The sequence below is a fragment of the Prosthecochloris sp. genome (assembly GCA_015482705.2).
Taxonomy (GTDB): Bacteria; Bacteroidota; Chlorobiia; order Chlorobiales; family Chlorobiaceae; genus Prosthecochloris.
Window position 1 is genome coordinate 66,838 of sequence record JADMLA020000030.1, and the last position, 20,318, is coordinate 87,155.

The 20,318-nt window shown below is 46.4% G+C and carries 20 protein-coding genes and 2 tRNA genes; 16 read left to right on the forward strand and 6 right to left on the reverse strand.

Going from position 1 to position 20,318, the window contains the following annotated elements:
• Positions 1-211: 211 nt before the first annotated feature.
• The 5 genes from QZ209_RS07340 to QZ209_RS07360 form a co-directional block, all read right to left on the reverse strand.
• Positions 212-1,099 carry a hypothetical protein gene (locus tag QZ209_RS07340; RefSeq protein ID WP_294346443.1) on the reverse strand — a complete coding sequence of 296 codons (888 nt, stop codon included), beginning with the start codon at positions 1,097-1,099 and terminating at the stop codon, positions 212-214.
• A 142-nt stretch (positions 1,100-1,241) separates the two neighbouring features.
• On the reverse strand, positions 1,242-2,210 hold the full coding sequence (locus tag QZ209_RS07345) for a class I SAM-dependent methyltransferase (protein ID WP_294346446.1): 969 nt from the start codon (positions 2,208-2,210) through the stop codon (positions 1,242-1,244).
• Positions 2,211-2,215: 5 nt separating this feature from the next.
• On the reverse strand, positions 2,216-2,737 hold the full coding sequence (locus tag QZ209_RS07350; RefSeq protein ID WP_294346448.1) for an HIT domain-containing protein: 522 nt from the start codon (positions 2,735-2,737) through the stop codon (positions 2,216-2,218).
• 33 nt (positions 2,738-2,770) lie between these two features.
• Positions 2,771-2,855 (reverse strand) — tRNA-Leu (locus QZ209_RS07355).
• Between the two features lie 56 nt (positions 2,856-2,911).
• Positions 2,912-2,993 (reverse strand) — tRNA-Leu (locus QZ209_RS07360).
• A gap of 107 nt (positions 2,994-3,100) precedes the next feature.
• Between QZ209_RS07360 and QZ209_RS07365 the strand changes: the two genes are divergently transcribed.
• From QZ209_RS07365 to QZ209_RS07435, 15 genes are all read left to right on the forward strand, one after another.
• Positions 3,101-3,688 (forward strand): hypothetical protein, encoded by a 588-nt coding sequence (locus QZ209_RS07365; RefSeq protein WP_294346585.1) that lies wholly within the window; start codon positions 3,101-3,103, stop codon positions 3,686-3,688.
• Positions 3,685-4,755 (forward strand): ferrochelatase, encoded by a 1,071-nt coding sequence (locus tag QZ209_RS07370; protein ID WP_294346451.1) that lies wholly within the window; start codon positions 3,685-3,687, stop codon positions 4,753-4,755. The genes QZ209_RS07365 and QZ209_RS07370 overlap by 4 nt, the downstream gene beginning before the upstream one ends.
• Complete coding sequence (locus tag QZ209_RS07375) at positions 4,742-5,341, forward strand: tetratricopeptide repeat protein (RefSeq protein ID WP_294346453.1); 600 nt, start codon at positions 4,742-4,744, stop codon at positions 5,339-5,341. Before QZ209_RS07370 ends, QZ209_RS07375 begins: the two co-directional genes overlap by 14 nt.
• Positions 5,331-5,582 (forward strand): hypothetical protein, encoded by a 252-nt coding sequence (locus QZ209_RS07380; RefSeq protein WP_294346456.1) that lies wholly within the window; start codon positions 5,331-5,333, stop codon positions 5,580-5,582. Before QZ209_RS07375 ends, QZ209_RS07380 begins: the two co-directional genes overlap by 11 nt.
• Positions 5,583-5,786: 204 nt before the next feature.
• Positions 5,787-6,209, forward strand: a complete 423-nt coding sequence (gene ndhC, locus QZ209_RS07385; RefSeq protein WP_294346457.1) for an NADH-quinone oxidoreductase subunit A — start codon at positions 5,787-5,789, stop codon at positions 6,207-6,209.
• 38 nt (positions 6,210-6,247) lie between these two features.
• A complete protein-coding gene (locus QZ209_RS07390) occupies positions 6,248-6,820 on the forward strand; it encodes an NADH-quinone oxidoreductase subunit B (RefSeq protein WP_294346459.1) in 573 nt (190 codons plus the stop codon).
• A gap of 21 nt (positions 6,821-6,841) precedes the next feature.
• The gene (locus QZ209_RS07395) at positions 6,842-7,369 is read left to right on the forward strand and encodes an NADH-quinone oxidoreductase subunit C (RefSeq protein ID WP_294346460.1); all 528 of its coding nucleotides are present in this window, start codon (positions 6,842-6,844) and stop codon (positions 7,367-7,369) included.
• Positions 7,370-7,408: 39 nt separating this feature from the next.
• The gene (locus QZ209_RS07400) at positions 7,409-8,611 is read left to right on the forward strand and encodes an NADH-quinone oxidoreductase subunit D (RefSeq protein ID WP_294346462.1); all 1,203 of its coding nucleotides are present in this window, start codon (positions 7,409-7,411) and stop codon (positions 8,609-8,611) included.
• On the forward strand, positions 8,608-9,726 hold the full coding sequence (gene nuoH / locus QZ209_RS07405) for an NADH-quinone oxidoreductase subunit NuoH (protein WP_294346464.1): 1,119 nt from the start codon (positions 8,608-8,610) through the stop codon (positions 9,724-9,726). Before QZ209_RS07400 ends, nuoH begins: the two co-directional genes overlap by 4 nt.
• Before the next feature lie 15 nt (positions 9,727-9,741).
• Positions 9,742-10,365, forward strand: coding sequence for a 4Fe-4S binding protein (locus tag QZ209_RS07410; protein ID WP_294346466.1), 624 nt, complete (start codon positions 9,742-9,744; stop codon positions 10,363-10,365).
• A gap of 32 nt (positions 10,366-10,397) precedes the next feature.
• Entirely contained in the window at positions 10,398-10,922 is a 525-nt protein-coding gene (locus QZ209_RS07415; protein WP_294346469.1) for an NADH-quinone oxidoreductase subunit J, read from the forward strand.
• A 6-nt stretch (positions 10,923-10,928) separates the two neighbouring features.
• The gene (gene nuoK / locus QZ209_RS07420; RefSeq protein ID WP_294346473.1) at positions 10,929-11,246 is read left to right on the forward strand and encodes an NADH-quinone oxidoreductase subunit NuoK; all 318 of its coding nucleotides are present in this window, start codon (positions 10,929-10,931) and stop codon (positions 11,244-11,246) included.
• A gap of 52 nt (positions 11,247-11,298) precedes the next feature.
• Positions 11,299-13,647 (forward strand): NADH-quinone oxidoreductase subunit L, encoded by a 2,349-nt coding sequence (nuoL, locus tag QZ209_RS07425; RefSeq protein ID WP_294346476.1) that lies wholly within the window; start codon positions 11,299-11,301, stop codon positions 13,645-13,647.
• A gap of 53 nt (positions 13,648-13,700) precedes the next feature.
• Positions 13,701-15,338, forward strand: a complete 1,638-nt coding sequence (locus QZ209_RS07430; protein WP_294346478.1) for an NADH-quinone oxidoreductase subunit M — start codon at positions 13,701-13,703, stop codon at positions 15,336-15,338.
• A gap of 83 nt (positions 15,339-15,421) precedes the next feature.
• Positions 15,422-16,957, forward strand: coding sequence for an NADH-quinone oxidoreductase subunit N (locus tag QZ209_RS07435; RefSeq protein ID WP_294346481.1), 1,536 nt, complete (start codon positions 15,422-15,424; stop codon positions 16,955-16,957).
• 287 nt (positions 16,958-17,244) lie between these two features.
• Here QZ209_RS07435 and QZ209_RS07440 read toward each other — a convergent pair whose 3' ends face one another.
• Entirely contained in the window at positions 17,245-18,648 is a 1,404-nt protein-coding gene (locus QZ209_RS07440) for a hypothetical protein (RefSeq protein ID WP_294346484.1), read from the reverse strand.
• 569 nt (positions 18,649-19,217) lie between these two features.
• Between QZ209_RS07440 and QZ209_RS07445 the strand changes: the two genes are divergently transcribed.
• Complete coding sequence (locus QZ209_RS07445) at positions 19,218-20,306, forward strand: hydrogenase small subunit (protein ID WP_294346487.1); 1,089 nt, start codon at positions 19,218-19,220, stop codon at positions 20,304-20,306.
• Positions 20,307-20,318 lie beyond the last annotated feature (12 nt).

Consider the following 20,318-nt stretch of genomic DNA (forward strand, 5'->3'; position numbering starts at 1 on the left):
GCAAGACGACTGACAATACAACTTGGGATGTATGTCACCCGTGCCGGAGCTGGGAATCCCTGAAAAGAACAGAAGTGCAAGGTAGCACAATCCGTATGGCCGAGAAGAGCTGTGAGCTTATACAGTTGCGTTTCCGGGACGGAGATACAGATCAGCAAAGCTTTTCGCGGAGCTGCAACATACGTAAAGCTTAATAGTAAGTGGTTTATAGTTATCCGCCGTATATGAGGGCGTGAGGTATGATGTAGATTTCGGAAATTCCTACGGAGACTTTCCAGTTATCGTCAACTCTTACCTGCTTGATTTTCGAGCTATCATCGGTTGTAAAGGTGTTGTTTTCGACGTAAAGGGTTCGGAGAGTATTCTGGTTTTCCGGTTTAACCATCCAGATTGTCGCACCATTCGGTTTTCTTTTAACCCTGAATTCACAGAATGATTTGATGTTTTCTTTTTTGCCGGAGCAAACTATTCGACCGGAAGCATCTCCACTTGCCGGCCATTGAATACTGCTGTTTCCCGACATCTCTTTTTTCTCTCCGGTAATATCGAGCTTCAGGGTATAATTTGCAGTTTCATTGCGGCGCGCGGCGCTTCGCATCATGTACACCTGTATGATATAGTGACCTGTTGCCGGTAAGGTTCCTGTATAACGGTTTCCGTTTATCGAACCTATGAACATGGCTTCGTCTCCCGGTCCCTTGCCAGGAGCGAAAATGTTAAAATAATTTGCGGTGTTGCCGCTCGACAGTACAACATTCATTGTCTGTCCGGCAGTTGCCTTGAGCGCGTAGTTTTTTGACTGGCGGCCTGTGATAGCGGATTTTATTGTGGTGCCGGTAGTTCCCGGAGCGAATATCACTTCTTCAGTGTTCTCCATGACTGTGCCGTCGGATGGGTTCATGGTGTTATTTGCCGCGCTTGTTTCGGCCGTATTGTCCTCATTTTTCTTGACGGGTTCTTCGGTTACTTGCTCGACTGTTTCTTTCAAGGTTCCGTTTTTTTTCTGAACAACGTTTTCAGTTTGTTCTTCTGCTTTCGGGGTGCAGCCGGTTGCGATAAAAGAAAACAGCAGAAGTGAAAGGGCGAATGGCTTTTTCATGGTTTTTCCTCGAAGAGTTGACTGTAGAGTGATCCGAGTATGCTGAATGTTTATATGGGGGTTCGGATAGCCTTGAATTCAATGCGTTCTCCCATGGTTCTGAGAGGACGATGCATTCGAATATGATGGTCAATACCTTTTCTCAAGGCATTAAGTTCCCGGATTTCTTTTCTCTTACGACCCGTTTGACGGTATATACGAGCGTTGAGGACTGTTCGTTGTTTTGTACTCCCTTACGCATACATTGTATCCCACGAAGGATTCCGCTGGTCAGAGAGGATGCATATCGACGTCCTTTTTCGCGGTGGATAATTTTTTCGCTGTAGATACAGTTGTAAAGAGTATCCAATATGAAAGGCTGCATCGAGGTTATTTCAAGACTGTGTTTTTTGAGCAGCTTTCCTAGGGTTTTTGGCGTGAAGTGGTAGAGATGTCGAGGGGCATCCCAGGCTACCCAGTGCTTGCCGTAAAAGCTTGCATCGTAGCTTTCGGCATTTGGAAGAGCGATAATCATAGCCCCTTTTGTATCGAGATATTGAGCGGCTTTGTCAAGTGTTTCGTTGATTCGGTGAATATGTTCGAGTGTATGCCAGAATATGATGCGGTCAAAAGTATCTGAAAGTGAACTTTCACAAAATGGAACGGTCTTTACGTCAAGTCTGTAATTTTTCATTGCAAGAGAAGCTGTACCGTCGTCCTTCTCGAACCCGATGCAGTTTTCAGGGGGAAGGCTGTTTCTTTGCTGAAGTATATCGAGCAACTCACCACTGGAACAGCCTACCTCGAGTATTTTTGAGCCGGAAGAGAGGGGAGAGGCTATTTTCTCGATCAGTGATGCTTTTCTGCCGAGAGTGAATTTTCTGAGGATCAGGTAGAGGGTGTCTCGAAAAGATTTCGTGGTTTTTGCGGACAGGTACGGATCGTAGCATGAGGAGGGATAATAGGCTGTCATTTCAGTTTCGTCAGGGCAAGGAGAGAGATAGATCAGTTCTGACAGAGGATCCTGGACCAGTTGCCATTGTCGGCTGTTTTTGGAATCGAGCCGGTCATTGACCGTCATGAAGGGGGTTGGAGATCTGTTACCGGTTATGGGGCTAGCGGGCCTCTCCATGATTTTTATTTTCCGGCTTTTTCCTGAACTATTTCCTCGATAGCTTTCCGTAGCTGATTGTAAAGTCTGCGCATATCGTTGCTCAGCACTTTGGTTTCTCCGACAACTGGCATGAAATTCGTATCCCCTTCCCAACGGGGTACGATATGGAAGTGGATATGTGAATCGACACTTCCGCCGGCAACTTTTCCTACATTGACGCCGAAATTGAACCCGTGCGGATGGATTGTTCTTCGAAGCCCTTCGATGCCGATATCGGTGAGCTGCATGATTTCAAGCTTCGTTGCGTCGTCAAGGTCGGAAAGCTCAGGTGTTTGTTTGAAGGGGATGACCATGAGGTGCCCGCAGTTGTAGGGAAAAAGATTCATGATGATGAAGCTTTTTTTCGCGCGGTGCAACACGTAGCGTTCCTCGTCTTGTTCAGGAGGGATATCGGTAAAGATATCTTTTGCCGGGTGGAAGGGATGACTTTCATCCTTGAAAGATTCCATGTACACCTCTCTCCATGGCGAATACATTTTTTCCATGCTGGCTGTATTTTGCTGCAGGGGATAGCGTCGTACCAAAGGTGGGACTCGAACCCACACGGGTTAAACACCCACTGGATTTTGAGTCCAGCGCGTCTACCAATTCCGCCACTTTGGCTTGTGAATGTATCGAAATGCCCAAGACGGTTTTTCAGATACATTCCATTTTTAGCGTGCGAGAGAAGGGACTCGAACCCTTACGCCTTGCGGCACTAGTTCCTAAGACTAGCGTGTATACCAATTTCACCACTCTCGCATTCTGCGATGAAAAAAGAATATAAGTGGTTTTTTCTTTAATAAAAACTATCTTCCATGATAGTTGATTTTTTATGCGTAACTTCTTTTTTGCTCCTTGCTTACTCCATGTTTTTCCATCGCTTAGCATCGCTGATATCCTGGTTGATTAGCCCGATAGTTGTGGCACCCGCAGCATATTTTTTTGTTGCACGTTTCGGTTTCAGAGATGACCCTGCTCGATGGGACTATTTTTTACTTCTTTTTTTTGCCAGTACTGTTGTTCCAGTACTGCTGATATACGGACTGAAGAAAATAGGGAAGGTCTCCGACTACAACATTACTTTTCGCGAACAGCGCTTTCTGCCTTTACTCGTCATGGTCGGAGTCAATTTTCTGGGATACGAGTTGATGCAGCAACTTGAAGCACCAAGAATTTTTACCGGCATTTTACTGTTTAATGCAGTAAATACGGTGCTTATTCTTCTGATAACCCTTCAGTGGAAGATCAGTGTTCACCTTCTTACGTTAGCATCTTCAATAGCGTTGCTGTATATCCAGTTTGGTGCTGTGGTGTTTTGGCTCATGTTTCTTGTTCCGGTACTGATGTGGTCGAGAATTTATTTGAAAGCGCATACGTTCATGCAGACTCTTGTTGGCAGCTTGATCGGTTTTCTGGTCATGTTTGCCGAATTAAAGTGGTGGATTGGATTGTGAAGAAAAAAAAGTATGCTGTTGTTATTGTAACATATGGTGAGGTTGAAAGACTGACGCTGCGAAATCTCTGGCCAAGTACCCGGAGAATAGTCAAGGTCATAACCCGGCAAATTGTCAAGGTACCGAAATTCCTGGTCTATCTGATTGCGGATTACCGGTCAACGCGGCATTATATCGACTGGCGGTTACACAACTACGAGTCAACCCTTGTCGCTACCAATAGAAGTCAGACCAGGTCGATTGCCGATCAGATCCGTAGAGATGATCGTTCTATTCTGTCTTCCATAGATGTCGATGTTTTCGATTCCTACTATTTTGTCCCACCGTATCTCGAGGATTCTCTCGCAAGTATTCAGGCGCAGTATGATGGGGTGATTGTTGTTCCGATGATTCCAGTGGAGTCAGCTTTTTCCTGTGGGGTCGCTTGTCAAATTGTGACGGATATTTACGGAGATCAAAAGTTTGAAAAGACCCGTATGCTGAACAAGCTTTGGCAGGACAAGGAGTTGCACAGGCTCTATACCGATTATCTGTTTCAGAATATCGATAGGTCGTACCTGGGCAAAGCTGGAAAAAAGGGGTTGGTGCTTGTTATTCACGGCACTCTTGTGAGAGATCGTGCGGGAAATCCTCCGAAAGTATTTACAGGATTGAATGAAACTGGTGAGTTTTTCGAGATGGTGAAAAGGCAAATAATAAATGATCCTCGAAATGTTTTTCATGGAGTCAAGCAGGGGTGTATGAACCATACAACGGGAGGTGAATGGACAGCTGAAACCGTTCAAAAAGCTTTTCAGGAGTTCCAGGCCGAGGGGTACGACAGTGTGGTGATGTTTCCCTATGGTTTTTTTGCCGATAACAGCGAAACAGAGTATGAGGCACGAACACTGCTTGAAAAATCTCCGTTTACCTACAAGCAGTATGTTCGCTGTATCAATGGTTTTCCGCAGTTTGCAGAATGGCTTGCTGCACGTATTGTCGATGAAATGGAAAAGCTTCATGCAGTTCAGGAGGTCTTCGAGAATTTGTGGTCTGAAAAAAAAATCGGTGAACATGCTGGAACTTGAGGAGCTTGAAAAAAAAGCCGGTAACGATCCGGGTGATAATGAGAAACAGTATGAACTCGCTTTGGCGTATATCGGTGCCGGCAGGTATTCCGAGGCGGTTGGTGTTCTTGACGGGTTGCTGAAAAAAGATTTCCGGAATGTCAATGTTCTGTATTCAAGGGGGGTTGTCCATATGTCAACCGGGAACTATCGTCAGGCGGGTCAGGATTTTCTTCGTTCAGTTGCGCTCGACAGGGATTTTCTGCACGCATACAAGAACCTGGGATTCGTACAGTTGACCATGGGAAAAGAGGCTGCGGCTGTCGGTACTCTGGAAAGGGTTCTCGACATCGATCCTTCATATGTTGACGCTTATTGCCTTCTTGGAGACGTTTATATCGATATGGGTGAGTATGGCAAGGCGAGAGCGGCGATCGAGAAAGCGCTCGAACTGGAGCCGGATGGGGCTGAACCGCATTGTAAGATGGCGATGTACTGTCTTTCTCAGGGCGATTTCAAGGGCTTGAAGGAGCAGCATTTGATATTGAAGGAACTCGATCCTTCCCTTGCATTGCAAATCGGAGGGCTGTTTTTTGATGAAACCTGAGGTGAAGGATGGCTGTACAAGAAAGCAATTGATGAAAACAGGGCTTCAGATTGTTTTCGCTATAGCCTGGTTTCCTATACTGTGGCTGTTTCTTTCTGTGACTCTCGGAAAATTGTTTGCACTGTTCATCGGGATTGTTTGGCTTGAACACTCTTTGGTAATCGGGTTGTCACTATTGTTGACTTTTTTTGCATTTCGCTACCTTGTCTTGCTTAGTGAGAAAATATTCGGGGATAATTAGTTTTTGCCTTTTTTTATATTGTTTGTTGGTTTATTTCATTTCTTTATTAAGGTTGTTTCGTGCTGTGGTAAAGTGTGGGGATGTTTTCTTCTTGGCTTTTTTTTGTGGTTTCGAGAACAATTTTGTGTATATTGGGCGCACTTGTTAAAAGCTTGTTAAAACAGAGTCTCATGAGCCAGAGATATCAACGTAAAATATATTCTTATGGACCAAACGTTGAGTGATTTCGGCACCATTTTTGTTTTTCTTCTCCTCGGTATCGTTTTTGTTATCGGAGGTTATCTGACCGCCCGCCTTTTACGCCCCAGCAGACCCAATCCTGAAAAACTTGCAATATACGAGTGTGGTGAAGAAGCTGTTGGTTCTGCCTGGATTAAGTTCAATATACGTTTCTACGTCGTTGCCCTGATCTTCATCATTTTCGATGTCGAGGTTGTTTTTTTGTTTCCCTGGGCCACGGTTTTCAAGCAGCTTGGTGATTTCGCATTGATCGAGGCGCTTGTTTTCGCAGGTATTCTGATCGTTGGTCTGGTGTATGCGTGGGTAAAAGGTGATCTGGACTGGGTCAGGCCGACGCCGAATGTTCCAGCCATGCCTGTTATCGATGAAGATGAGAATGACCGGTAATACCCCGATAGAGAATTAATATACAAGCATAAAAGGATATGGGATTACTTGATGCAAATATATCGAAGCACAATGTGCTGGTGACCTCGGTCGACAATGTCATGAACTGGGCTCGTCTCTCTTCGCTCTGGCCTATGGGATTCGGATTGGCTTGCTGTGCTATCGAGATGATGGCTACAAATGCTTCCAATTACGACCTCGAGCGTTTCGGTATTTTTCCTCGTTCGTCCCCACGTCAGTCAGATCTTATGATTGTCGCCGGAACCGTTACCATGAAGATGGCAGAAAGGGTTATTCGACTGTATGAGCAGATGCCCGAGCCGCGGTATGTCCTTTCAATGGGGAGCTGTTCGAATTGTGGCGGTCCTTACTGGAAGCACGGTTATCATGTGCTTAAAGGGGTAGACAGGATAATACCGGTAGACGTCTATGTTCCCGGTTGTCCGCCAAGGCCGGAAGCTCTTATCGGCGGTTTAATGAAAGTTCAGGAACTGATCCGTATGGAGCAAATTGGGATTTCACGTGCAGAGGCGTTGAAAAAGCTCGAAGAAAAGAGCGTCGATCCAAGTCAGCTTATACAGCAAGCGCGAAAAGGCGCAATGGCGTCATAAAACAATTCAAGCAGATTCCGGATGGAAGATACACAGGAAAATAAACCGCAGTCAGCCGAGGTTATCGCTGCGAAAGCAGCCTGGCAGATTATCAGAGAAAAGTTCGGTGATGCTGTGTCGGAGCTGGATGAAAATGCTTTCATGCCTTTTTTCGAGGTATTGAAAACGGAGCGTTGGAGAGAGATCGCTCTTTTTATGCGTGATGATGCAAGGCTTCGTTTTAATTATATGGCTTGTCTTTCGGGAGTCGATTATCCTGAAGAAGAAAAGCTCGGTATCGTATGCAATCTCGAATCGCTTGGAGAGCATGGCCACAAAATTGCTGTCAAGGTTAAGTGTTGTCGTGACAAGGGGATCATTCCATCGGTTATGAAGGTGTGGAAAACGGCAGACTGGCATGAAAGGGAGGCGTTCGACATGTACGGAATGAGGTTTGGAGGTCATGATGACCTCAGGAGGATTCTATGCCCCGAGGACTGGGAAGGATATCCTCTTCGCAAGGATTACCAGGTGCAAGAGACCTATCATGGGATCAAGGTGCCGGATTAAGGAATCGAAAGACATGTTTTAATTGTAAAAGCACTACAGATGCAGGAGTTGGGAAAGGCGGAATATTCATCAGTCAGGGTGACCCCTCAGGGGGAGAACCGGGTGATTATTGAAAAAGACATCTCGAGTGAAGAGATGATCCTGAATATGGGGCCTCAGCATCCTTCGACTCATGGTGTTCTTCGGCTTGAGTGCAAAACGGATGGTGAGGTTGTTATCGAGGCTGAGCCCTATCTCGGTTATCTCCACCGTTGTTTTGAAAAACATGCCGAAATGGTTGACTATCCGGGTATCGTTCCTTTTGTGGACCGAATGGACTATCTGGCTTCCATGAACAACGATTTTGCTTTCTGCATTGCCGTTGAAAAGCTTCTCGATATCGAAATACCAAGACGTGTCGAGTTTATCCGCGTCATTGTGTCAGAGTTCAACAGGATAGCATCCCATCTGGTCGCTATCGGTACCTATGCTATCGACCTTGGCGCTTTTACACCGTTTCTTTTTTGTTTCCGTGACAGGGAGCACATCCTCAACCTTCTGGAGTGGGCCTCCGGAGCGAGAATGCTCTATAATTATATCCTGATTGGCGGGGTGGCTCATGATTTTCCTCAAGGTTTCAAGCAGCGTGCTTCCGAGTTTGTCAAATATTTCAGGCCGAAAGCGGTTGAACTCCAGAGGCTTTTGACGGAGAACGAGATTTTCGTTAAACGTACCAAAGGAGTCGGCATGATGCCGGCCGATGTTGCTGTCAACTATGGTTGGTCCGGTCCCATGTTGCGTGGTTCCGGTGTTGAATGGGATCTCAGGAGAGACGATCCGTATTCCATTTATCCGGAGCTTGATTTCAAGGTTTGCGTTCCCGACGGTAAGTTTTCCGATATCGGGGACAGTCTTTCCCGTCACGTCGTCAGAGCTCTGGAGATGGAGGAGAGTCTCAAGATTATCGAGCAGTGCCTGGAAATGATGCCGGAGGAGGAAGGTTTCGATCCCAGGGCGGCAATTCCAAAGCGTATAAGACCGAAAGCCGGTGAGGTTTACGGTCGTGCAGAAAATCCGCGAGGTGAACTCGGTTTTTACATCCAAAGTGACGGGAAATCAACCAAGCCTCTTCGTTGCAAGGCACGCTCATCCTGTTTCGTAAACCTCTCCGCTATGAAAGAGCTTTCTCGGGGACAACTTATTCCTGATCTTGTCGCAATTATAGGCAGTATCGATATTGTGCTTGGGGAGGTAGACCGATGAGTAACGGAGCTCTTTTGCCTAACAGTTTTTCTTTAGTCATGAGTACAAGTCTCAATGCATGGTCCGATGCGCTTTCAGAACTCCATCTTTTCGGAATACCTCTTGGGCTGATTGTCATTGCGGCTATTCCTCTTGTTTTTATCGCTCTCTATGCCCTGACATATGGTGTCTACGGTGAGCGGAAAATATCCGCATTCATGCAGGATCGACTCGGTCCTATGGAAGTTGGAAAGTGGGGAATTCTACAGACTCTTGCCGATATTCTGAAACTACTTCAGAAAGAGGACATCGTCAATAAATCGGCAGACAAGTTTTTGTTTGTCATCGGACCCGGTGTGCTGTTTGTCGGGTCGTTTCTCGCTTTCGCTGTTTTACCTTTCGGACCTGCGTTTATCGGAGCCGACCTCAATGTCGGACTTTTCTATGCTATAGGTATCGTCGCCCTCGAGGTTGTCGGTATTCTCGCTGCCGGCTGGGGTTCGAATAACAAGTGGGCTCTTTACGGTGCTATCCGGAGTGTAGCCCAGATCGTAAGCTATGAGATCCCTGCGGCAATCGCCATTTTGTGCGGTGCCATGATGGCAGGCACATTGAGCATGCAGCAATTCAACCTCCTTCAGCAGGGTGAGTACGGATTTCTTCACTTTTTCCTGTTTCAGAATCCTATCGCATGGCTGCCGTTCATTATTTATTTCATCGCATCTCTTGCTGAAACGAATCGTGCTCCGTTCGATATTCCCGAAGCTGAATCAGAGCTTGTGGCCGGGTATTTCACCGAGTATACCGGAATGAAATTTGCAGTTATTTTTCTTGCGGAGTACGCGAGCATGTTCATGGTATCGGCGATCATTTCAATCGTTTTTCTCGGCGGCTGGAATTCACCGTTACCGAATATCGGCTCTCTGTTGCTCAATGACTGGACTACCGGTCCTGTCTGGGGAGCATTTTGGATCGTGATGAAGGGTTTCTTTTTCATCTTCATCCAGATGTGGTTGAGGTGGACGCTTCCAAGGCTGAGAGTCGATCAGCTCATGCATCTTTGCTGGAAAGTGCTTACACCGTTCGCTTTTGTGGCATTTGTGCTGACTGCAGTCTGGGAGATTTATGTCAAATAGGATTCAGAGAAAAACATGAGTGAGTATTTCAGGGATATAGGCAGCAGTATCACAACCATTCTCACCGGTATGGGAATCACCCTGCGCCATTTTTTCAATGCAGTCAGGCGTAAAGGCGATGCCGGTATCGATGAAGAAAATTACTTCAATCAGGTTGATGGCCTGGTTACACTCCAATATCCGAGAGAAGCGGTTCCAACTCCCGAAATAGGTCATTACAGACTCTATAACGATATCGATGACTGCATTGGATGCAACCAATGTGCGCGGGCATGCCCGATCGATTGTATCACCATCGAGACCATCAAGGTAACCAAGGATGATCTTGCTGTTTGCGGTAAAACTTCAGGTGGTCAGCAAAAGCGGTTTTGGGTACCTGTTTTCGATATCGATGTCGCACAGTGTATGACATGCGGTATCTGTTCTGCCGTTTGTCCCACTGACTGTCTTTATCATACACAGGTAAGCGATTTTTCCGTATTCAGACGGGAAGACATGATCTATCATTTCGGTAACCTGACAAAACTGGAAGCCGAAGCGAAACGCAAGAAGCTCGAAGAAGAGAAGAAAGCGGCACCGGCACCGAAGCCCAAGCCGAAACCCGCACCGAAATCTGGATCTGACAAAGGTTCCTCATAGGCACAGTTTAAACACTAATGGGTGTATAACACATGACGAATACGACCTATACTGTAATTTTTTATTTGTTCGCCGCAATTACGGTCTTTTCAGCTGCTTTTGTGGTTTTTTCAAAAAATGTCGTCTACTCGGCATTTTCTCTGCTGTTTACATTTTTTGGCGTGGCTGCACTCTATGTTTTTCTCAGTGCCGACTTTATTGCAGTGACCCAGATTATCGTGTATGTCGGGGGGATTCTGGTGCTGCTGCTTTTCGGTGTCATGTTCACCAACAAGATCATGGTGACCAACCTGAAGACAGAGGTTCTCAACATTGTGCCCGGTATTCTTTTGCTGATCACCATAACAGGTGGGCTTATCTATACCTTTTTGACAAGAGCGGACTGGTATACAACGGATGACCAGTTGCAGGGGAGTGTCGTGGAAAAGATCGGTTTCGAAACCATGTCACGATATGTCCTGCCTTTTGAAATGGCTTCGATTCTCCTGCTGCTCGCTCTAATCGGAGCAGCATTTCTTGCCAGGTTCGATAATCCCCGAAAAATGAATGAAAAGTAAATTCTCATGGATTTTTTCAACACAATAGGGCTCAATCACTATCTCGTCATATCGGCAATACTTTTCGGGCTGGGTCTGTTCGCAATCGTTACCCGCAAGAATGCCATTGTCGTGCTCATGGGAGTTGAACTGATCCTTAATGCGGCTAACATCAATCTGCTCGCTTTTTCCAAATACAATGGTGGAATGGAAGGCGTTATGTTCGGTCTCTTTGTGATTGTTCTTGCCGCGGCGGAGGCTGCAATTGCTTTGGCGATTGTCATCAATATTTATAAAACGTTCAATACTGTGGATGTATCCAGTATTGATTCACTGAAAGAGTAAGTTATAACAAGGGAATCTGGTTCTATTGTTTTTCTGTAAAGCCTAAAAAGATATGCACAACCTAATCCAGTTATCAATAATCGTACTGCTGCTTCCGCTGCTTTCGTTTGTACTGTTGATATTTTTCAATCGTCGTTTGCCACGAAACGGTGACTTTTTGGCTGTTGGTATGCTCGGGGCGACATTTGCCATTTCCGCCTGGATTTTTTGGAATGTCATTGTCGTCGGTTACGATCCTGCATTCAAACTTACCTGGAATTTTAACTGGATCGATTTTGGTAATGTGCCGGGAGTCGGCCCATTGACAATCAAAATGGGGATACTGATCGACAACCTGACGGCGATCATGCTGACGATGGTTTCGCTTATCAGTTTGCTTGTGCACATTTATTCAACCGGTTATATGGCCGGAGATAAATACTACGGACGTTACTTCGCATATCTCGGTATCTTCACCTTTTCGATGCTCGGTATCGTCCTTTCTGACAGCTTGTTTTCCATCTATATTTTCTGGGAACTTGTCGGACTATCCTCTTATCTGCTTATTGGTTTCTTTTTTGAAAAAGACAGTGCGGCAGATGCTCAAAAGAAGGCATTTCTCACCAACCGTGTGGGTGATATCGGTATGTTGCTGGGTATTCTTATTCTCTATTCACAGTTTCATACTTTCGGATACGATGAGATTTACGAACATATCAAGGCCGGTGATTTTCACATGTCCCAGGCTTGGCTGACAGCTGCCGGTATTCTTCTTTTCATGGGATGTGTCGGAAAATCGGCGCAATTTCCTCTACATGTCTGGCTTCCCGATGCGATGGAAGGCCCTACTCCGGTTTCGGCTCTTATTCATGCAGCCACCATGGTTGCTGCCGGTGTGTATTTCGTCGCAAGGATCTTTGTTATTCTTACGGTTGATGCGCTGCATGTCATAGCATTCATCGGTGCGATTACCGCTTTTATGGCTGCCACGATTGCCATTACACAGCATGATATCAAGCGCGTTCTGGCATACTCGACGGTTTCGCAGCTTGGATATATGGTCCTCGGACTGGGGGTTGGCGCCTACTCTGCAGCTCTTTTCCACCTTCTTACCCATGCGTTTTTCAAGGCATGCCTTTTTCTCGGTTCAGGCGCCATTATCCATGCGATGCATCACGAGCAGGACATGAGATGGATGGGGGGGCTGAGCAAGAAAATGCCATGGACTTTTGTAACGTTCACTCTTGCAACTCTCGCTCTTGCCGGTCTGCCACTTACCAGTGGTTTTATGAGCAAGGATGCCATTCTTGCCGGTGCGCTAGGATTTGCTGAAGTTGAAGGTGGCGGTATATACTACCTGATACCGATTCTCGGGTTTTTCTCTGCGATGCTCACGGCGTTCTATATGGGCCGACAGATTTGGCTGGTATTCTTCGGAGAAAGCAGGACTCATCTCAAACCTGCCGGTGGACACGATGACCATCATGAACATGATGAGCACGGCCACCATGAGGTCCACGAAGTACCTTGGGCGATGAGAATGCCCCTTGTTGTTCTGGCTGCCTTATCGGTTTTTGCGGTTTACTCGCCGGATCCTCTCGATGGTGCAAAAGGCTGGTTCATGCATCTGGTGCAAACTCCGGAAACGGTTGTTACCGCAGGCATGGTGAGTGAAAACGCCAGTGCCCATAGCGTATCGGAAATGCAGCATGAGACCGTCATGGAAGAGTCGGCAGCGGATCTTCATATGAATGAGGTCGTTGCCGATGAGAACGTCACTGAGGCAGTGCATAGTGAAATCGACGGAAGCGATCATTCGGCAGCCGCCACTCATGCAAACGCTGAGGAGCATGCCGTTACACATAACGCGGAACACGATAAGCTGCATGGGGACGAGCATCATGGGCCGGTATTTGACGATCCGCGTCAGGCAGCGATTGCTCATGCAACACATGAAAATCATGATCCTGCCATTATGTATTCGAGCTTCATGGTTGCACTCGGTATAGGGCTTGCGCTGATTGTATACGCCTTCGGATTCATCGATCCGGAAAAAACGGCGCAGCGCATAAGACCGCTGTATCTTTATTCGTACAACAAGTGGTACTGGGATGAAATATATGATGCTACGTTCATCAAAGGTTCGTTGTTCTTATCGAAGCTGTTGGCCTGGTTCGACAGCAATATTGTCGATGGTATCGTGAACGGGCTTGGTGCGTTGGTGAGAAGGTTGGGAACGGCAAGCGGCAATTTCGACCACTATGTTGTTGACGGCCTTGTAAACTTCACTGCCTTTTTCGTTCAGACATCCGGGGCAGCAATGAAAAAAATCCAGACCGGAAAAGTTCAGACCTATCTTGTCATGGTACTTGTTGCCGTTACGGGATATATCGTGTACTACTTTTTTCAGCTAATGCCCTAGCTCATAGATGAAGAGAGGTTTTTATTTAATCTGAAACTAACAGATAACTGAAGATGCTGAGTTTAATTGTATTTCTGCCCATCATAGCCGGCCTGATAATTCTTGCAGTGCCGTCATCACAAAAGCAGATCATCAGGATCGTAACATTACTTGCCGCTCTCGTACAGGGTGCTCTTGCCGTTCTCATCTGGCAAGGCTACGATCCCTCTCTTCCGGGTATCACAGCCGCTGTTGACGGTTCGCTCGATGGTTCGTTCCAGTTTGTCGAAAGGCTTCCCTGGATTACATTGGACCTCGGTAACTTCGGCACTTTGAATATCGAGTATTTCATGGGTGTTGACGGACTTTCCATTACGATGGTAATTCTGACGGCACTCATTTCCATTATTGCTGTCTTGTCGAGCTGGACGATACAAAAACAGGTGAAGGGCTACTTCATTTTGTTCAACCTTCTGAGTACGGCGATGATGGGGTGTTTCGTGGCTCTTGACTTTTTCCTGTTTTATGTGTTCTGGGAGCTCATGCTTCTTCCGATGTATTTTCTCATTGGCATCTGGGGCGGTCCGAACAGGGAGTACGCAGCCATCAAGTTTTTCCTTTATACGCTGTTCGGCTCCGTTTTCATGCTACTGGTCATGATCGGACTGTATTTCAGCGTTATCGATCCTGCGACCGGTAATCACACGTTCAGCATCGTTGCAATGGCAAGTCAGGAAAACTATCTTCCCGGTTCAATTTTCGGGCCGGAAAGTGTTGTGTGGCGTTATGCAGCATTCATCGTGCTGTTTATCGGTTTTGCAATCAAGGTGCCAATGTTCCCGTTCCATACCTGGCTTCCCGATGCCCATGTCGAGGCGCCGACACCGATTTCGGTGATTCTGGCTGGTGTTCTTCTGAAGCTCGGTACCTACGGTATGATGAGGATAAACTTCCCGCTTTTCCCAGAGGTGTTTCAGGCATCACTTTATGTTATCGCTGTGTTCGGAGCGATCAATATTCTTTACGGTGCATTTTGTGCACTGGCTCAGTCGGATCTCAAGAAGCTCGTTGCGTACTCGTCTATCAGCCATATGGGGTATGTGCTGCTAGGGCTTGCGGCCAACAACACTGAAGGCATGACCGGCGCGTTGTATCAAATGTTCAATCATGGTACTATCACGGCGATGCTTTTTCTTCTTGTCGGTGTTATCTATGACCGTGCACATACTCGCCAGATCGACAAGTTCGGCGGTCTGGCCTCTTACATGCCGGTTTATGCCGGAATCGTTACCGTTGCATGGTTTGCATCACTTGGGCTTCCGGGGCTCAGCGGGTTCATTTCCGAGGTCTTTGTCTTCGTAGGGGCGTTCAGTTCCGAGAATATACGCTATGTCGCTATCGTTTCAGCATTGGGCATTCTGTTCGGTGCCGTTTATCTGTTATGGTCTCTGCAGAGGGTTTTTCTTGGAAAACGGAGGCCCGATGCGGTTTACGAGCTGCACAAGGATGCCGATGGTAACGATCAGATCCATTTCCATGACTGGAAAGGCAAGAACGACCTCGATGGAAGAGAGCTTGCAATGCTTGTTCCTCTTGCGGTGATTATCATTTTCCTCGGTATCTATCCGATGCCGGTTCTCGGTATGATAACCACAAGCATCAACAAACTTGTCGAGGTGTTGTCGCCGGTTGTAATGACAGCCTTGAACTGATCTGGGATGAAGTTGTAATGAAAAAGCAGAATGCCGGAAAAATAAATACGAATAACGTTTTTTAGAACATTCACGTCAATAATATGTACGAGCTACCATCCGGTACTGAAATTCAGGCGGTGATTACGACTCTGAAGTCCAGTGCAGCATATTATCTACCCGAAATATATCTGTCAGCTCTCTTTCTCGTGCTGATTCTGGTAGATCTGATTTTCAGGCCGAAAAAGCACCATCTTCTTTCGATTACATCACTTGCAGGTCTTGCGGGTAGTCTCTGGTTTATCTGGCAGCAGCATACAATGACCGGACAAGAGATCTTTTTCGGCATGTATGTCATCGATGAGTTCGCGATCTTTTTCAAGTATTTTTTCGTGCTTTCGGGCATTCTGACCGTTTTTCTTTCGATGTCCTCGGATGAGCTTAACAACAGGGCATCAGGGGTAGGGGAATACTATGTTCTTGTTATAGGTATGGTGATCGGCATGGTGATGATGGCATCGTCCACTGACCTGGTAATGATATTCGTTTCGATGGAGCTTGTCAGTTTTTCCGCATACGTTTTGACCGGTTATTTGAAGCGTGAGCGACGTTCAACTGAAGCGTCGTTGAAATACCTTGTTTATGGTGCGGTTTCTTCGGGCTTGATGATCTATGGTTTTTCAATACTCTATGGTCTAACCGGGGAAACCAATATCTCTGAAATCAGCACCGTTTTGATTGCGAGGGGGCACGATCCGGTAACACTGATGATCGCTTCGATCATGATCCTTACCGGTATCGGATACAAGGTCGGTGCAGTTCCCTTTCATTTTTGGAGTCCCGATGTTTACGAGGGCGCACCTATTCCGGTTACCGCTTTACTGTCTGTCGCATCCAAGGCGGCCGGATTCGCATTGCTCATCAGGTTTTTCTATGTGGCGGTTCCTCACGGTTCCGAAACTGGTGCGTTCACGCCGGGTTCCGAATGGCTGATGCTATTGATGATCCTGTCGGTCGCTTCGATGATTTACGGTAACGTCGTCGCTCTTTGGCAGAAAAATGTCAAAAGGCTGCTTGCATATTCTTCGATCGCTCATGCAGGCTACATTCTCCTTGGCATTATCGTCATGGATGAGCTGGGAACTCAGGCGACATTGTTCTACATGCTTTCTTATCTCTTCATGAATTTCGGCGCTTTTCTTGTCGCTGTGATCATCGCGAACAAGACTGGAAGCGAGAACATCGAAGATTATCGGGGGCTCGGCCGGAGAATGCCCCTTACCGGTGCGGCTATGACCGTGTTCCTGATTTCACTGGTAGGACTTCCACCAACTGTAGGTTTCATTGGAAAGCTGATGATTTTTTCCGCTCTTCTCGCAAAAGGTTCGGTTTTTGTCTGGCTTGCTCTCATCGGGATTCTCACCAGCGTTATTTCTCTGTATTACTACATGTTGATACCCCTGAACATGTATCTGCGTGAATCGAAGCAACCGCTTCCCGATACCATCAAGACCGGTTTACTTCCAAGGCTGGTTACAGCATGCCTTATGCTGCTGACGTTGTACTTCGGTATTTTCTTTACACCGCTTTCCGATTTCGCACATTTCGCGGTTACAGTGTTCGGCAACCAGTTGTACTGACAAGGGCTTTCATCATGTCAGGGCTTTGGAGTAAAGCAAACAAGGTGTTACAAAAGACAGCCTAAAACCTTATGCCGTCCTGCACAATAGTTCTTCGGAATTCACGGCAATGCGCTATCCAATCTTTCTTATGGTCATGCCGGACTTGATCCGGCATCCATGATGGAACGCATGGAAATCGATGGGTTCCCGTCTCACACGCTTCGCTTGCCCTGTCCACCGAAGCACTCCGTGTAATAGAGAGCTGTTAACAGTAGGGAGTTTGCGAAAATTGTTCGTTACTGTTCTCAACCTGCGCGAAAGAGGTTGGATTTTTTGACCGCATCGGCAATGGGCGCCGGAACCATGGTTTGCCAGCTTGAATCACCCAGCTCGATTTTTTCTACAACCGTACGCGACCAGATGTTCGCTACGTTCGGATTGAAGTCTTTGATATCCTGAATGAAGTTGTTGTTTTTGAAATACTCCATAAGCGGTTTTATATGAATTGAGAGGGTGACCGAATCCGATGTAAGCAGCATATCTTCATTATCTGCTTTCTCCGGATAGACATACATCTGGGTGTTCTTGCCAAACATCGTTCCAAACGCTTCCAGAAATCCTCCATCCAGATCTTTATAGTTTTCCTCATCGAAGATATCCTGCAAATTGTGAACTCTGACGGCAAATGCTACACGGCGCTTGCAGATGTCCGACAAATAATGGCTCAAGGTATGGAAATGCTGAAAGTGCGAAATCAGTACCGGTTGACTGATGGAGGTCAGCATGTCGATACGAGCCAGGAAGTCTTCGCTGTCGATGGATCCTCGTTCAATCAGACGGTTCATGGAGATTTCAGCGAGAGTCATGATATTTTCTCTCTCTTCTTCAGGCAAATTGCTTCTGAACTGTTCCGCTCCTTTTTGAAGCATTTCCATGTTCAATAACGTTGGCGGGCGGAAGCTACCGCGGAGAGCGACAATGGTTTTCTTGTACAGTTCTTCCGAGGGTTGCACCACGTTACCCCTGTCATTGAACATAATGACATCGGTGAAGCAGTTGTTGACCAGTTCGAGACTCAGAAGGCGGTCATCCATATGACGAAAAGCCGGACCGGTAACCTTGATCGCGTCGATCAGTATGCGCTCGTTCGTTAGATTGTCCATCAAAGAGCGAACAAAATATTCCATACTGTCACTCGCGTAATAACAGCTGTGAATCAGGTTGACTCCAAATGTCCCGATGGCTTCCTGCTGAAAAAGATTTTGATTGTCCAGAAGCTTGATATGGATAATTATCTGACTTGGTTCGTCTCCTGGATTTTGCTGGAATTTCACACCGGTCCAGCCATGGTAATTTCCGGCACCGCGGTATCCCTTTGCGGTTACCGTATTTGCATAGGTGAAGAAACGAGTGCTTTCTCCCCGTTCGAGATCAAGGCGTTGCATCAGGGTAGTGCATTCAGTCTTCAGCATGCTGATCAGCCGTTCTTCGCTCACATAACGGCCGGTTTCTCCATACATTGCATCTGACATGATCATATCATAAGCAGACATGGTGCGTGCAATGGTACCCGCAGCTCCTCCAGCCTGGAAAAAATGACGAGCTACTTCCTGACCGGCACCGATTTCTGCAAAACTGCCATAGAGGGTTTCATCGAGATTGATCTGTAGGGCTTTTTGTCGAGGGGATAAAACATTATGGGGAGACATATCTTTTTTCAGTTAGCTGTGATTGAAATTTCGCTCTTGTTCTGTGCCTTTACATTGCTCTTTAGGCAGGAGTATCCTGTACTGTCTTGTACGTGAAAAATAGGTACATAGAGTAACAAGCCCAGAGGGGACAAGGAAGTTCCTGGTAAAATATCAATGTTATAAGGGATTTTATGTGTAAGAGGATTTTACTGAAAAATTGTTTTTATATGGTTGTTTTTACTTAATAATTAAGGATTATTTAGGCTTTATGTGAATAATAAATTGATTGCATATTTTTATGTGTGACATTGTTTGTTATGTTTTGTTTTAAGCAATTGTTAACTTTCTTTTGATTTTGCTTCATAATCTCTTCAGAAGTCATGGGCACTTCCATGTATTGTCACAAACGGCATGAGTACGAGGCGAGCGGATCGCAGAAACCGGAGTGTACAGTGAACATGTGAGAATTTTCTGCACCGATCACAGAAGTAATCATGGTGCGCTGTAAGTCAATAAAGGTGTCCTTATGTCAACATATCGAACAGTGTTGTTCACTCTCGTGCTGTTTCGGTAATCAGGAGGTTTCAATGGATAAACAACCTACTTATGCTGAGATTTTCAAGTCACGAGGTATAAGCCGTCGTGATTTTCTGAAGTTCTGCGGGCTCACCTCGGTATCTCTGAGACTTGCACCTTCTCTCCTGCCAAAAATCATCCATGCCATGGAGACAAACCCAAGAACGCCGGTTATCTGGCTTCATGGGCTTGAATGTACCTGCTGTACGGAGTCGTTTATCAGATCTTCTCATCCTGTCATGGCAGATATCATTTTCAATATGATTTCGCTCGATTATGACGATACACTGAGTGCAGCAGCAGGACATCAATTGGAAGAGGTGCGCAGAAAGATCATGAAAGAGTACAAGGGCCAGTACATTCTGGCCTGTGAAGGGAATGCTCCTACAAAAGACGACGGTGTCTACTGTCTTGTTGGCGGAGATTCTTATCTGAACGTTCTGAAAGAGACCGCTGCCGACGCCGCCGTGGTTATTGCATGGGGTGCATGTGCTACGTTTGGTTGTGTTCAGAATGCCGCCCCAAATCCTACCGGTGCTGTTCCTGTTTCGGAATTAATCACAGACAAGCCGCTTGTCAATGTTCCTGGCTGTCCCCCGATTGCTGAAGTAATGACTGGTGTTATTACGCATTATCATACCTTCGGCACTCTTCCCGAGCTTGACCGGCTGAAAAGGCCGAAAGCTTTTTACGGTACGAGAATCCATGACAAGTGTTATCGCAGAGCATTTTATGATGCTGGAATGTTTGTCAGGGACTTCGATGATGAATCCACAAGAAAGGGGTGGTGCCTTTACAAAATGGGTTGTAAAGGGCCGACGACGTACAATGCCTGTTCAAAAACGGAATGGAATCAAGGGATCAGTTTCCCTATCGGTTCAGGACATCCCTGTTTTGGCTGTGCCGCACCGGGGTATTGGGATGACGGGCCGTTTTATACAAGGCTTGCCGATGTATCGTTTCTCGGTACCGATATGAATGCCGACAGGATCGGTGTGATAGCTGTTGGTGCTGCGGCGGCAGGTGCAGCGGCTCATGCTGCCGTAACGGCAGTAAGAAAGAAAAAAACAGATAGTGAAAACGATCAACTCGAAGGATAAGAAAATCGAGTT

Excerpts from the sequence above, each read along its gene's own strand:
- QZ209_RS07350 (WP_294346448.1), bottom strand. The coding sequence starts at position 2,737 with ATGGAAAAAATGTATTCGCCATGGAGAGAGGTGTACATGGAATCTTTC.
- QZ209_RS07365 (WP_294346585.1), top strand. The coding sequence starts at position 3,101 with ATGTTTTTCCATCGCTTAGCATCGCTGATATCCTGGTTGATTAGCCCG.
- nuoH (WP_294346464.1), top strand. The coding sequence starts at position 8,608 with ATGAGTAACGGAGCTCTTTTGCCTAACAGTTTTTCTTTAGTCATGAGT.
- QZ209_RS07380 (WP_294346456.1), top strand. The coding sequence starts at position 5,331 with ATGAAACCTGAGGTGAAGGATGGCTGTACAAGAAAGCAATTGATGAAA.
- ndhC (WP_294346457.1), top strand. The coding sequence starts at position 5,787 with ATGGACCAAACGTTGAGTGATTTCGGCACCATTTTTGTTTTTCTTCTC.
- QZ209_RS07390 (WP_294346459.1), top strand. The coding sequence starts at position 6,248 with ATGGGATTACTTGATGCAAATATATCGAAGCACAATGTGCTGGTGACC.
- QZ209_RS07415 (WP_294346469.1), top strand. The coding sequence starts at position 10,398 with ATGACGAATACGACCTATACTGTAATTTTTTATTTGTTCGCCGCAATT.
- QZ209_RS07435 (WP_294346481.1), top strand. The coding sequence starts at position 15,422 with ATGTACGAGCTACCATCCGGTACTGAAATTCAGGCGGTGATTACGACT.
- QZ209_RS07430 (WP_294346478.1), top strand. The coding sequence starts at position 13,701 with ATGCTGAGTTTAATTGTATTTCTGCCCATCATAGCCGGCCTGATAATT.
- QZ209_RS07395 (WP_294346460.1), top strand. The coding sequence starts at position 6,842 with ATGGAAGATACACAGGAAAATAAACCGCAGTCAGCCGAGGTTATCGCT.
- QZ209_RS07445 (WP_294346487.1), top strand. The coding sequence starts at position 19,218 with ATGGATAAACAACCTACTTATGCTGAGATTTTCAAGTCACGAGGTATA.
- QZ209_RS07345 (WP_294346446.1), bottom strand. The coding sequence starts at position 2,210 with ATGGAGAGGCCCGCTAGCCCCATAACCGGTAACAGATCTCCAACCCCC.
- nuoK (WP_294346473.1), top strand. The coding sequence starts at position 10,929 with ATGGATTTTTTCAACACAATAGGGCTCAATCACTATCTCGTCATATCG.
- QZ209_RS07440 (WP_294346484.1), bottom strand. The coding sequence starts at position 18,648 with ATGTCTCCCCATAATGTTTTATCCCCTCGACAAAAAGCCCTACAGATC.
- QZ209_RS07340 (WP_294346443.1), bottom strand. The coding sequence starts at position 1,099 with ATGAAAAAGCCATTCGCCCTTTCACTTCTGCTGTTTTCTTTTATCGCA.
- QZ209_RS07410 (WP_294346466.1), top strand. The coding sequence starts at position 9,742 with ATGAGTGAGTATTTCAGGGATATAGGCAGCAGTATCACAACCATTCTC.
- QZ209_RS07375 (WP_294346453.1), top strand. The coding sequence starts at position 4,742 with ATGCTGGAACTTGAGGAGCTTGAAAAAAAAGCCGGTAACGATCCGGGT.
- QZ209_RS07400 (WP_294346462.1), top strand. The coding sequence starts at position 7,409 with ATGCAGGAGTTGGGAAAGGCGGAATATTCATCAGTCAGGGTGACCCCT.
- nuoL (WP_294346476.1), top strand. The coding sequence starts at position 11,299 with ATGCACAACCTAATCCAGTTATCAATAATCGTACTGCTGCTTCCGCTG.